16 protein-coding genes are annotated in these 12,961 nt (G+C 31.8%); 10 read left to right on the top strand and 6 right to left on the bottom strand.

Annotation, left to right across the window (positions count from 1 at the left end; genetic code table 11):
- Window positions 1–41: 41 nt before the first annotated feature.
- The 5 genes from JI750_RS21160 to JI750_RS21180 form a co-directional block, all read right to left on the bottom strand.
- On the bottom strand, window positions 42–635 hold the full coding sequence (locus tag JI750_RS21160) for a hypothetical protein (RefSeq protein WP_202006400.1): 594 nt from the start codon (window positions 633–635) through the stop codon (window positions 42–44).
- A gap of 111 nt (window positions 636–746) precedes the next feature.
- On the bottom strand, window positions 747–1,577 hold the full coding sequence (locus JI750_RS21165; protein ID WP_202006401.1) for a Cof-type HAD-IIB family hydrolase: 831 nt from the start codon (window positions 1,575–1,577) through the stop codon (window positions 747–749).
- Between the two features lie 138 nt (window positions 1,578–1,715).
- Complete coding sequence (locus tag JI750_RS21170; RefSeq protein WP_202006402.1) at window positions 1,716–2,078, bottom strand: DUF1801 domain-containing protein; 363 nt, start codon at window positions 2,076–2,078, stop codon at window positions 1,716–1,718.
- A gap of 14 nt (window positions 2,079–2,092) precedes the next feature.
- The gene (locus tag JI750_RS21175; protein WP_202006403.1) at window positions 2,093–2,779 is read right to left on the bottom strand and encodes a hypothetical protein; all 687 of its coding nucleotides are present in this window, start codon (window positions 2,777–2,779) and stop codon (window positions 2,093–2,095) included.
- Window positions 2,780–2,905: 126 nt separating this feature from the next.
- The gene (locus tag JI750_RS21180; protein ID WP_008469028.1) at window positions 2,906–3,856 is read right to left on the bottom strand and encodes a PhoH family protein; all 951 of its coding nucleotides are present in this window, start codon (window positions 3,854–3,856) and stop codon (window positions 2,906–2,908) included.
- A 264-nt stretch (window positions 3,857–4,120) separates the two neighbouring features.
- On the opposite strand from JI750_RS21180, the gene JI750_RS21185 reads away from it, so the two are divergent.
- The 7 genes from JI750_RS21185 (at window position 4,121) to JI750_RS21215 (ending at window position 10,723) form a co-directional block, all read left to right on the top strand.
- Window positions 4,121–4,948 carry an SAM hydrolase/SAM-dependent halogenase family protein gene (locus JI750_RS21185; protein ID WP_202006404.1) on the top strand — a complete coding sequence of 276 codons (828 nt, stop codon included), beginning with the start codon at window positions 4,121–4,123 and terminating at the stop codon, window positions 4,946–4,948.
- A gap of 4 nt (window positions 4,949–4,952) precedes the next feature.
- Window positions 4,953–5,438, top strand: coding sequence for a hypothetical protein (locus JI750_RS21190; RefSeq protein ID WP_202006405.1), 486 nt, complete (start codon window positions 4,953–4,955; stop codon window positions 5,436–5,438).
- A 145-nt stretch (window positions 5,439–5,583) separates the two neighbouring features.
- Window positions 5,584–5,880 carry a putative quinol monooxygenase gene (locus tag JI750_RS21195; protein ID WP_202006406.1) on the top strand — a complete coding sequence of 99 codons (297 nt, stop codon included), beginning with the start codon at window positions 5,584–5,586 and terminating at the stop codon, window positions 5,878–5,880.
- Between the two features lie 148 nt (window positions 5,881–6,028).
- Window positions 6,029–6,754, top strand: coding sequence for a gliding motility-associated ABC transporter permease subunit GldF (gldF, locus tag JI750_RS21200; RefSeq protein WP_202006407.1), 726 nt, complete (start codon window positions 6,029–6,031; stop codon window positions 6,752–6,754).
- Complete coding sequence (gene gldG / locus JI750_RS21205; protein WP_202006408.1) at window positions 6,754–8,439, top strand: gliding motility-associated ABC transporter substrate-binding protein GldG; 1,686 nt, start codon at window positions 6,754–6,756, stop codon at window positions 8,437–8,439. Before gldF ends, gldG begins: the two co-directional genes overlap by 1 nt.
- 107 nt (window positions 8,440–8,546) lie before the next feature.
- On the top strand, window positions 8,547–9,665 hold the full coding sequence (gene dnaN, locus JI750_RS21210; protein ID WP_202006409.1) for a DNA polymerase III subunit beta: 1,119 nt from the start codon (window positions 8,547–8,549) through the stop codon (window positions 9,663–9,665).
- A 428-nt stretch (window positions 9,666–10,093) separates the two neighbouring features.
- Window positions 10,094–10,723: a DsbA family oxidoreductase gene (locus tag JI750_RS21215; protein ID WP_202006410.1), complete on the top strand. Its 630-nt coding sequence runs from the start codon at window positions 10,094–10,096 to the stop codon at window positions 10,721–10,723.
- Window positions 10,724–10,813: 90 nt separating this feature from the next.
- Here JI750_RS21215 and JI750_RS22130 read toward each other — a convergent pair whose 3' ends face one another.
- Window positions 10,814–10,945, bottom strand: a complete 132-nt coding sequence (locus tag JI750_RS22130; RefSeq protein ID WP_255566807.1) for a hypothetical protein — start codon at window positions 10,943–10,945, stop codon at window positions 10,814–10,816.
- A 225-nt stretch (window positions 10,946–11,170) separates the two neighbouring features.
- On the opposite strand from JI750_RS22130, the gene JI750_RS21220 reads away from it, so the two are divergent.
- Genes JI750_RS21220 through JI750_RS21230 form a run of 3 tightly spaced genes read left to right on the top strand, consistent with a single transcriptional unit; the run spans window position 11,171 to window position 12,944 of the window.
- The gene (locus JI750_RS21220; protein WP_202006411.1) at window positions 11,171–11,491 is read left to right on the top strand and encodes a hypothetical protein; all 321 of its coding nucleotides are present in this window, start codon (window positions 11,171–11,173) and stop codon (window positions 11,489–11,491) included.
- 17 nt (window positions 11,492–11,508) lie between these two features.
- Entirely contained in the window at window positions 11,509–11,895 is a 387-nt protein-coding gene (locus tag JI750_RS21225; protein WP_202006412.1) for a YidH family protein, read from the top strand.
- A gap of 44 nt (window positions 11,896–11,939) precedes the next feature.
- Window positions 11,940–12,944, top strand: a complete 1,005-nt coding sequence (locus JI750_RS21230) for a ligase-associated DNA damage response exonuclease (RefSeq protein ID WP_202006413.1) — start codon at window positions 11,940–11,942, stop codon at window positions 12,942–12,944.
- Window positions 12,945–12,961 lie beyond the last annotated feature (17 nt).

The following is a 12,961-nucleotide window of genomic DNA, read 5'->3' on the forward strand; positions in this document are numbered from 1 at the left end:
GGCAGAGCAAACAAAGAAAATATTACTTCAATTTTAGTGAATTATTTAAAGCTTAAAATTCCTTTGCCAAAAGATTTAATAGATTCATCTAAAGCTCCTATTGTAGTATCGGTTAACTTTCTAAAATCATCTGATTGTACAATCAGAATTTGCCCTTGATTATGTGTTGGTGCGGTGGGAACAAAAATCACGGCAGAACCGTTTTCATTCTCTTCAATTAAATGTGCAGGTTGCCAAAAATCTCCGTTTTTAAACAAAATAGGCAAATCTGTAACGGGTTTAGGCTCATGATTTCTTTTTAAAAGTTTTTCTTCAGCCTCTTTTTTATTTTTTTCATAACCAGGCAAAAAGATCATCAGCTTCTCGTCTATCCAATTCGTAAATCGTTTTAAAACGGCCAATCGCATTAAATAGCCACTTAAATAAATCAAAATCAACAATATTAATCCACCAGCAATATCTGTTGCATATTTTCCCAATACCAAATCTAAGCGTAGAAAGTGTGCAAATTTTTCTCCATAATCCTGAAAGAACTTCCAGACTTTTCCCAACAAAATAAAAAAAACTAAAAGTGGTAATAAAACTAATGCTCCTGAAATGCAATTTCGTTCAGCTTGAAGTAAAAATCTTTTCATGATTAAATAGTTAAGGTTAAAAAAATAAGAGCTAACTCTCTGTGAATTAGCTCTTATAAAAATAACTATTATTTATTATTCAGCAACAAACTGAATATAAAACATTCTTAATTAAGTTGTTGCAAACTCTTTATCTAGAATTTTTGAAGCAATATATTTTGCAACACCATCTTCTGCATTTGTTTTAATTACTTCTAAATCTGGTAAAGCATCTTTTAAAATTGATGGAGCATTACCCATAATTAGACCTTTTCCAGTTGAAGACAGCATTTGCAAATCATTAAAACCATCTCCAAACGAAATAGCTTCATCCATAGTAAATCCTTCTTTTTCTAACACTTTTGCAATTGCAACTGCTTTGTCTACAGATTTATCCATAAATTCCAAACAAGTTGGCAAGCTAAAAGCATGATGCAAATGCTCTGAAGAATTGGCTAAAACAGCATCTCTCACTTTCAACAATTTTTCATGATTATCGCATGAAAAAAAGATTTTAATCGCTTTGAAATCTTCTATAGTTTTATAATCGACTAATTCTGGACGGTATTTTAATTCGGCTTGGAAAGAATTTAATCTTTCATTCCATTTATTAGTTTGCCAAACATTTTCCTTAAATAATACAACTGTCACATCTGGATCGATTTCTATATTTAATGCCGCTTTAACTACATCGCTGTCTAAATTAAAAGCAAAAAGTTCTTCTCTATTTGGTGAATGAATTCTTCCTCCGTTAGAACTTACAAGGTAAATTGGAACTTCAAGCGTATCAATTATAGCCATTGCATCAAGATGATGACGTCCTGTAGCTACAACAATCAAATAACCCTGATTATGAAGTTCTTGAAAAATTGATTTTGTGTAATCTGATATTCTGTGTTGTGGGTTGAGTAAAGTTCCATCAAGGTCACTTACTACCGCTTTTATATTTTTAAGTTTTGTCATATTAATATTCTAATATTTAGAATTGCAAATTTACGGCTTTAAGCTTGGTTAGACAAAGATTAGAGGCTTTGAAAACCAAAATTGAGGTAAGTTTATTATTTATTTAACTATTCCGTTAAATATTGCTATATAAATAATTTAAATCTTAACAATTCCTGTTTTATATAAATCAATAGCTTTTCTAATTATTATTTCAATCTGTTCCAAAGGCAAATCTTCATTAACATCAAACAGCATAATTTTCATTCTAGAGCGATTTTCTTGAATAAGAAAAACTTCGTCAAAATGCTTTCCTTCTACAATTCCTATATAAGGTTCTTTGAGTTTTTTATGAATCCACAAATAGCAGAACATTTTTCCTTTATAAGAGAAGAATGGCATTCCATATTTTAGAGTATTGGTTATCTCCTGATCTTGTTTTAGAATGATTTCTTTTAATGCCAGAAATATCCCTTTTATAGGTTCTTCTTGGTTTAGGTAAAAATCATCTAGTTGTTTCATTTTTTTAATTGAATTTAATATTCAAACCCATTTTTCCAATCAACAATTTCTTTTGGATGATTATAATCATTTGGATAATTACCTTTGATAAATTCAAACTGATTTTTTGTCAATAATACAATTTTTCCGTCATTGCCTGAGCTAATCGGATAAAACTGTTCATTACTATCTTGCATTTTAAGCTGATCATTTAACATTTCAATGAAATTCGAATATGCTATTGTCCAATCGTAATTTCCAAAATCATTATCGAAAGCAACATATTCTTTTCCGTTTAGTTTTATCTTATGAAGTAAATGTTTATCAGTTTGAGATTCAAATTCTTCAGATATTACAAGTTTTAGATTTAACTTATCAAATAAAACTTTAAAGGTTTCTAAATATTGAATTAATCCTCCTCCTTCAAACAATGTTTCAGAATCAATAAAATAAAATCTATTATCTGTAAAACTTAAATCTTCTCTCATTTGACCTTCAAAGAAATTCAATTGATCATAAGACTTTTCAAATTCATATCTTGTAATTTGCAAATCATTTTTATCGGTTAAACTGAAAAAATTCAATCTGTTTAATTCTTGAACAATTTCCTTTCCACTTAATTTGTTTATTTTTCTTTCTGTTTTATTTTCTTCTCTTTTTTGAGCATAAAACTTAACTGCAAAAAAAAGTAAACCAACAATCAAAATAATTTTACTTTCCATTCTTTTTCAATGATAATAAAAAAATATTCGTTTTGCACTTTTCAAAAGAAAACGTACAAAACGAATATTAATAAATGTTAAAACACAATTCACGATTTACATTCAACATTTGACTAAAATTTATAATTAATCGTGGTTTTCTATTTGCTTATACGCATCGATTACCTTTTTAACCAATCTGTGACGAACGATATCTTTATCATCCAGATAAATAATTCCGATGCCTTCAATATCTTTCAGAACCAAAAGTGCTTCTTTAAGACCAGAAATGGTTCTTCGCGGCAAATCGACCTGACCTGGATCACCAGTAATCATGAATTTGGCATTTTTTCCCATACGGGTCAAAAACATTTTCATTTGTGAATGTGTGGTATTTTGAGCCTCGTCAAGAATTACAAAAGCATTGTCAAGAGTTCGTCCGCGCATAAAAGCTAAAGGTGCAATCTGGATAATTCCTTTCAGAATATAATCTTCCAGTTTTTCATTCGGAATCATATCGCGTAATGCGTCATAAAGCGGTTGCATGTAAGGATCAAGTTTTTCCTTCATATCTCCAGGCAAGAAACCAAGATTTTCACCTGCTTCAACTGCCGGACGCGTCAGAATGATTCTTTTTACTTCCTTATCCTTCAGCATTTTTACTGCCATTGCAACTCCCGTGTACGTTTTTCCTGTTCCGGCTGGACCTACTGCAAAAACCATATCGTTCTTTTTAACAGTATCAACCAGCAATTGCTGATTTGGCGTCATTGCCTTCACAATCTTACCGCCAACACCATGAACTAAGATTTTGTCATGATCGTAAGCTCTCTTTTCATCCTGACCATCACTCATTATTACACGTTCTATTACATTATCGTCAATATTGTTGTAACGTGTAAAGTGAAGCATTAATCTTTGAAATCTTTTTTCGAATTCGTCTAAAACTTCTTTTTCGCCAAATGCCTTTAAAGTTGTCCCTCGCGCTACGATTTTAAGCTTCGGGTAATACTTTTTAATGATTTCTAAATGGCTGTCTTGCGCGCCCCAAAATTCTTTTGGTGCAATATCTACTAGCTCGATTATTCTTTCGTTCAAATGAAGTAGTTTTAAATTAAAAATTCCTTTTAATATTTAGTGGTTGTCGGGTCTTTTTTATTTATCACAATAATCAAACTCAGTTTTCAATTTCATTATCATAAAACTTAAATCAGTGTTTTTGAATATTGTAACTTGCAAATGCTTTAAAAATCACAATTTGTCTTTTCTTTCTTTCAATTTGTGTTTACTATTATTAGCTTTGCATTTCTCAAATTTAATGAAAATTAGATTTAAATACTATCAATAGTTATAAACAAAAATATGTCAATAATTACCCTTACTACAGACTACGGCTTAAAAGATCACTTTGTGGGGTCGCTGAAGGGTAAAATACTTTCTGAAAATCCAGAAGTTCAGATTATTGACATTTCTCATGACATTGATCCCTTTAATACTGCCGAAGCAAGTTACATTATTGGCGCCGCTTATATGAGTTTCCCAAAAGGAACTGTACATCTTATTGGTGTCGATATTGAACGCAATAAAGAGAACCAGCATATCGCCATGCAATGGAACGATCACTATTTTATTTGTGCCGACAACGGAATCTTAAGTATGCTGACACAAAAAATCGTTCCGCAGAAAATTGTAGCAATCAACATTCATGATCGCTTTCCTATTGAAGCTACAGATTTGGATATTTTTATTCAGGTTGCTTCTCACTTATCTAGAGGCGGTTTATTGAATGTTATTGGAAAAGAAATTCCTTCTATTAAAGAAGCTACAGAATTACAAGCTCTTGTGGCCGATGACGGAAATTCTATAAAAGGCAATATCATTTATATTGATCATTTTGGAAATGTGGTTACAAATATTTCTAAAAAACAATTCTTAGAAATTTCACGCGGACGTCCTTATGAAATCGTGATGAAACCAAAAAGCATCAAGACAATTCTGCCAAATTATTCGGCAATTGCAACTTCAGACAAATATCCAATTAAAACCTATGAAGGAGAAAAACTGGCTATTTTTAATGAAGCGGGATTTCTTGAAATTGCTATTTTTAGAAGCAATCCTTCTAAAGTGGGTTCTGCAAATAGTTTACTTGGTTTAAATTATCGTGATGTGATTACGATTAAATTTTCTTAGTTAGATGGATTCTAATACAAAAAAATATATCATAAATAATTTAAAGTGGCCTGCCAATCAATACATTTCAAATTATTTTGCTTTATTTTTTCCCTTTCTTTTTATTTATGCAGGTTTAAGCAAGTATGATGACGATGAATCCGCTTTAACATTAATCATTGTTGGAATATCAGTTTTAATTTATATGATTTTCAGAATTGAAAGTGAGAGAAGATTTAAGGAAATATTTTTCAACAAAGATCTTTCTACCTCTGAAATTGGAAAATTGATAGAGTCAACTGGATGGACTCTAATGGCTAATTCTAATGCTAGCGGAATTATAAAACTGAATACAAGCTCTTCTTTTTTGGATCCAGGTCAAACCGTTACAATTATTCGAGTAACAAAAGAAAAAGTAATACTCAACACTCGGCCCAATGGCAGAGCTTTTTTTACTTTTTTCAAAGATATACTCAATTATAATAAAGTAAAACAAATATTAGCAAAATAAATATTTGGTCAATAAAATTATTTTCTCAAAAGAATTATTTATATAAAAAAGAATGATCTATTTTGGTATTTTTGCGCACCTGATAAAGTTTTTAGGCATTTCAAAAATCTAAAATCTGAATTCTAAAATCTAAAAATAATAAAAAATGTTCGTAAGAATAGTAAAAATGAGTTTTCACGAGGAAAAAATTCCTGATTTTCTAGAGAATTTTGAATCTGTGAAAGAGAAAATACGAAATGCAGAAGGAAATCGTTTTTTAGAATTGTATCAGGACAAAAATGATAAATGTATCTTTTTCACTTACAGTTATTGGGAAACTGAAGAAGATTTGGAAAAATACAGAAATTCTGAACTGTTTAATACCGTTTGGGATTTTACAAAAAAACTATTCAATGCAAAACCAGAAGCTTGGAGCGTTGATAAATTGATGAGCTTAAATTAAAACGATATTTAACCGCAAAGAACGCAAGTTTTTTTGTTAAAAAGCTTTGTATAAAACGCTAAGTTCGCAAAGCTTCAAGCAAAAACTTTGCGAACATTGCGTAAAACTTTGCGTTCTTTGCGGTTAGAAAAAAATTGAAACAAAATATATGAAGTCTATAATTTTACGAGAAATAAAATCCTTTTTTGGCTCTCCTATTGGCTATTTGGTCATTGCTATATTCCTAATCAGCAACGGGCTTTTTTTATGGGTATTCGAAGGAGATTATAATATCCTAAATACAGGCTATGCCGATTTAACTCCGTTTTTCACATTGGCTCCATGGATTTTGATTTTCTTAATTCCAGCCGTTACTATGAGAAGTTTCTCTGATGAAAAAAAGCAAGGGACTTTAGAATTGCTTCTAACAAAACCATTATCAATCTGGGAAATCGTAAATGGTAAATTCTTTGGCTCATTTTTGCTGATTATTTTGGCTATTATTCCAACTTTAATTTATGTAAAAGTAATTTCAGATTTAGGTTCGCCAGAAGGTAATATTGACATGGGAAGCACTATTGGTTCTTACTTCGGATTATTATTTTTAATAGCTTCTTATTCAGCAATTGGTATCTTTACTTCTACCCTTTCAGAAAATCAGATTGTGGCATTTATTGTTGCCGTTTTTCTTTGCTTTTTCTTTTATTTTGGTTTCGAAGGTCTAGCTTCTTTAATTCCAGGTTCAAACAATTTTATTTCGATTTTAGGAATGCAGAGTCATTTTAAAAGTATGAGTCGTGGTGTCATCGATACTCGAGATATTATTTATTTCATAAGCATTGCCATTGCTTTCTTGTCTTTTACAGTTTACCAATTAAAATCTTTTAAAGCCTAATGAAACCATTTACAAAGCAAAATTTAAAGACGTTAGGCATCACTATTTTTATTTTAGTTGTATTAAATGTCCTTGGCACCTTATTTTTTCATCGTTTTGATTTAACCAAAGACAAACGTTATACCTTATCGCCAACTTCGTTAGGAATTGTAAAACAAGTCAAAAATCCGCTTTCTATAAAAATATATATGGCAGGTGATCTTCCTGCTGATTTTAGACGTTTACAGCAGGAAACTAAACAATTATTAGAAGAATTTCAAGCCTATAATAGCAATATTGTTTTTGAATTTGTTGATCCGTTAGAAAATGAAGACGAAAGCGAAGAATTGACAAAATCACTTTTCCAAAAAGGATTAACTCCTGTAAATATTACCGTTGACGATAAAGGAAAACAATCGCAAGCTATGGTTTTTCCGTGGGCAGTTGCAGTTTACAATAACAAAGAAGTTAATATTCCTTTATTGAAAAATATAATGGGATCTTCTACTACACAAAAAGTAATTGGTTCTATTCAGCATTTAGAATATTCAATCGCTGATGCCATTAACAAAGTAACTAAAAACAAACAGAAAAAAGTTGCCATCATAAAAGGAAATGGTGAATTGAACGAAATTCACGTTGCCAAAATGCTGATGCAAATTCGCGAAAGTTATTTTATCGGACCATTCACTTTAGATTCTGTTGCAAAAGATCCGAACGGAACTTTAAATGCGCTGAAAAAATATGATCTAGCCATTATTTCTAAACCTACAGAAAAATTCTCTGACGAAGAAAAAGAAGTTCTGGATCAGTTTATTATGAATGGTGGAAAAACGCTTTGGTTAATTGACCAAGTGGCTGCCGATATGGACAGTTTGTACAATGATATGGGAGCAACTCTAGCATATCCTAGAGATTTAAACCTTAATGACATGTTCTTCAAATACGGATTCAGAATTAATCCTGACTTGATTAAAGACGAACAAGGAACTCCAATAAAATTGGCAACTGGCGAACAAGGAAGCGCAACACAATATCAGGATTTTATTTGGAAATTTGCGCCACAGGTTTACCCAACTAGCACACACCCTATTGTTAAAAATCTAGGTGGAATTAAATTCGATTTCGCAAATCCGATTGACACTTTAAAAAACGGAATTAAGAAAACTGTTTTATTACAATCTTCTCAATATTCTAAAACAATTGGTTCTCCAGTAGAAGTTAATCTGAATATGGTGACTGAGAAAACAACTCCGCAGGATTATTTAAACAAAGGAAACAAACCACTTGCTGTTTTATTGGAAGGCTCTTTCCATTCGGCTTTTGAAAATAGAGTTTTACCTTTTAAAGACAATTCTTTCACAGTACAAGGAAAACCAAACAAAATGATTGTGGTTGCTGACGGGGACATCGCAAGAAACCAGTTAGACAAAAACATGATGCCGGTTGAATTAGGTTACGACCAAAGAACAGGCCAATTATACGATAACAAAGACTTCATTATGAATTCTATAAATTATCTTCTTGATGATACAGGACTTATTAACATTAGAAGTAAAGATGTAGAATTGCCTTTATTGGATAAAGAAAAAGTTTATGAAAGTTATACCTTTACGCAATTCATAACTATCGGAGTTCCAATTCTAATTTTATTAGTTTTCGGACTTGTATTTACTTTTGTAAGAAAAAGAAAATACAGTAAATAGATGTTAATAAAAAAATGTAATACTTTCGATAGTTTAAGATATATTTGTAATCCGTATATTTAGCACTTTATTTGCTAAAGCATCCATCAAAAAATAAAATAAAACAGATGAAATTTATAGTATCGAGTTCGTACTTATTAAAACAATTACAAGTTTTAGGTAGTGTAATCAATAGTAATAATACGTTGCCTATTTTAGACAACTTTTTATTTGAACTAAACAGCAATGAGTTGACCGTTTCTGCTTCAGATCTTGAAACGACTATGTCGGCTACATTATCGATCGATTCTACAAGTAAAGGAAGTGTAGCAGTTCCTGCTAAACTTTTACTTGAAATTTTAAAAACTTTCCCAGAGCAACCTTTAACTTTTACTGTTGAAGATAACAACACAGTAGAAATTAGCTCTAATTCTGGTAAATATGCATTGGCTTATGCTGCAGGAGAAGAATTTCCTAAAGCAGTAAGTCTTGAAGATCCATCTGTAACACTTGTTCCTGCAGAAGTTTTAGCAACTGCGGTAAGCAAAACTATTTTTGCTGCTGGAAACGATGATTTGCGTCCGGTAATGTCTGGAGTATTCTTCCAATTTTCACCAGAAGGATTAATTTTTGTGGCTACAGATGCTCACAAATTGGTAAAATATGCTCGTACAGATGTTAAAGCATCTCAAGTTGCAGATTTCATCATGCCTAAAAAACCTTTAAACATTTTAAAAAGTATTTTAGGAAGCTCTGACGCTGAAGTAAAAATTGAATACAACGATTCAAATGCGACTTTCTCATTTGACAATTATATCTTAATGTGTCGTTTAATCGACGGAAAATACCCAAACTACGAAGCGGTAATTCCAAAAGAAAACCCAAACAAATTAATGATCGATCGTTCTTTATTCTTAAGTTCTGTTCGTCGTGTTGCGATTTTCTCTAACAAAACTACGCACCAAATTCGTTTAAAAATTGCTGGAGCTGAATTAAACGTGTCTGCAGAAGATATTGACTACTCAAACAAAGCAGAAGAAAGATTGACTTGTGATTATCAAGGAGATGATTTGCAAATTGGTTTCAACTCTCGTTTCTTAACAGAGATGCTAACTAATCTTCAATCTGACATGATTATGCTTGAAATGTCATTACCAAATAGAGCTGGTATTTTAACGCCAGTTGATGGTTTAGAAGAGGGAGAAACAGTTACTATGCTTGTAATGCCTGTAATGTTAAATAGTTAACATTAAAGTTTCTTTCTGTTACAGGGATATTTTTTAGTTTCAATATAAAGATCTATTATTGTAAAAAAAAAGATATCGCTATTAACCAACCATTTTTTATACCTAGAAACCGCAATTCCCATAAAGAGTTGCGGTTTTTTATTTGAGGTTGTTTTTTTTCAAGTTTCAAGTTGATATACTATACGTATAATTTATAACGCAGAGTACGCTAAGGTTACGCAAAGTTCGCTAAGATTATTTTTTTAGGATTCTTTTGGAATGCAAAGAGCACAAAGCTTGGTGGACATATATTTTTATAGAAAATCTTAGAGAAAAGAAAACTTTGTGACCTTTGCGTAACCTTAGCGCACTTTGCGGTAAAAAAACACAAAGCATATCAAACTTGAAACCTGAAACTTGAAACAAACAATTTTCCGTATCTTTGTAACATGAAAATAGAAATTTGGTCGGACATCATGTGTCCGTTTTGTTATATCGGAAAAAGACAATTGGAAACTGCACTTGCAGTATTCCCTAATAATGAATTTGAAATTGAATGGAAAAGCTTTCAGCTTGATCCAACCATAACTTCTCAGCCAGACATGGACGTTTATACGTTCTTGGCAAAAAGAAAAGGCATGTCGATTGAACAATCTAAAGAAATGCACAAAGGCGTCACAGAACGCGCTAAAAGCGTTGGTTTGGATTATAATTTTGATAAAGCTGTTATCTCGAATTCTTTAAACGCTCACAGAATTATTCAATTAGCTAAAACCAAAAACATGGGTGACAGAATGGAAGAGATTTTCTTTAAAGCTTATTTTACTGACGGAAGAGATTTAAATAATGGTCTTACTTTAATAGAATTGGGAATTCAGGCTGGTTTAGAAGAAAATGAAATCAGAGAGGTTCTTGAAAGTGATTCTTTATTCTTAAAAGAAGTTGAGTCAGATATTAAAGAAGCGGGTGAAATTGGCGTTCAAGGGGTTCCATTCTTTGTTTTTGATCGAAAATATGCAGTTTCAGGCGCTCAGCCAATTGAAACGTTTGTAAAGACAATTCAAGAAGTTTTAAAATAAAACTTTAAAACATAAAAAACGTAAAAGCGTGCTGTTTATATTTAAACAGCACGCTTTTATTATTTAGTTCTACTTTAGAAACTAAAAAAATTAATGGCCTGCTCTACCTTTAGAATCAGTTAATTTTGTAGTAGTGCTTTTTCCTCTAGAACCAGAAGTTGATTTTTGAGTTTTTCCAGAATCTTTCATTCCAGATTTCGAATCTTTTCTTGAAGTTTCCATAATGTTATAATTTTTTAAATTATTAGTTATACAAAGTTGCAAAACACATAAACAATTGGTTTACAGAATTAAACTTGATTTTTACAAAATAAGAATTAAACTCAATTTACAGAATAAACGAATCATGTAAAATTAAATTCGAATTTTATAATTTTTTCAACTGCTTAATTTTCAAATTTGTATATATCATTTAAGATAAATACTTACTAATTTAAAATAGCAGCCATGAGAACGGATACCGACAACAGAAAAACTGCATTACTAAATGATTATAAATGCAATAAACCAGATCACGTAGACACTGCCCATGAAAATGAAGCAATGGATCAAGAATTTACTTCAGGACAAGATCCAGATACTCACTATAGAAATCGATGCGATCATTTTTCTGATGATTGTTACGAAATCATAGAAAGCGGACTCAATCTGGCTGAGGATAATACGCCCTATTCTTCTTATGATGATACAAACCCTTATAACAGTTATAATTTAGATAACGAAAATGATAGATATAGCTGTCCTCCTTACAGAAATTTTGAATATTAAAAAACTCCATAACAGTTATGTCGCCAAAGAATGATCAGGAAATTATGAATGAATACTTGTCTAATGAAAGAACTTTATTAGCATGGCTTCGCACGGGAATTGGCATAATGGTTTTTGGATTTGTAGCCGTAAAATTTTCTTTATTCTTAAAACAGGTTCCCACTAAACATTTAGGAGAAACTGTTCCGCCTAACAGTAATTTCACCATCTATTTAGGTATTGGATTATTAATTGCTGGCGCATTGACTATTTTGCTGTCATACCTGCGTTATATGCACACAATCAAACTATTAAAAAAAGGAAAGTATCAATATTCAACAGCAATGCTTACCTTTATTACAATGATGTTATTTGTATTAAGTATATCTCTTATAGCTTATCTAATCATTGCAGCAAGCGCATAGAACAATTATCCAATTTCCAAATTTTCTACTTATCTAATTAAAAAATGACTCCGCCATTATTACAATTTAACGATAAAGGAATTTACTGCCAACAGGCCGATGTCTATCTGGATCCGTGGCGGCCAGTTAAAAATGCAATTATTACGCATGGCCACTCTGACCATGCCAGATGGGGACATCAAAATTACATTACGCACTATTCGAATATTCCCATTATAAAATATCGTTTGGGAGACATTAATGTTTCAGGAAAAAATTGGAATGAAACTTTTACGATAAACGGAGTGAAATTTTCTTTTCATCCTGCGGGTCATATTATTGGATCTGCGCAAATAAGAGTAGAATACAAAGGCGAAATCTGGGTTTTTACTGGTGATTACAAAACCGAAGATGACGGAATTTCTGTTCCGTACGAAGTAGTAAAATGCCATTCTTTTATTACCGAATGTACTTTCGGACTTCCCGCATTCAAATGGGAACCACAAGCAGATGTCATGACTGAAATTAATAATTGGTGGGCTGAGAATCGTGCAGAAGGAAAAACATCAGTATTATTTGGATATTCTTTAGGAAAAGCACAACGATTACTAAAATATCTTGACCCAAGCATCGGTCAAATTTACACACATGGCGCAATAGAAAATATGACTAATATTGTCCGACCAATGATTGATCTTCCTCCAACTATAAGAGTAACGTCTGAAACTAAAAAAGAAGATTTATTAGGAAACATTGTAATTGCACCGCCAAGCGCGCATGGAAGCACTTGGATTAGAAAAATGACTCCTTTTGTAACAGGAACAGCAAGCGGATGGATGGCTTTTAGAGGAGCAAGACGAAGACGTGCCGTTGACCGCGGATTTGTTTTAAGCGATCACTGCGATTGGACAGGTTTACTGGAAAGCATAAAAGCAACTGGAGCAGAAAAAGTAATCTGCACTCACGGCTATTCAGATATATTCTCGAGATACCTAAGAGAATTAGGTTACGACGCCAGAACAGCAAACACACAATACGAAGGAGAAACCAATGATACTGATGAAGGATAATAGTAAAATGCTATCTT

It is taken from the genome of Flavobacterium tagetis (assembly GCF_016735615.1).
Taxonomy (GTDB): domain Bacteria; phylum Bacteroidota; class Bacteroidia; order Flavobacteriales; family Flavobacteriaceae; genus Flavobacterium; species Flavobacterium tagetis.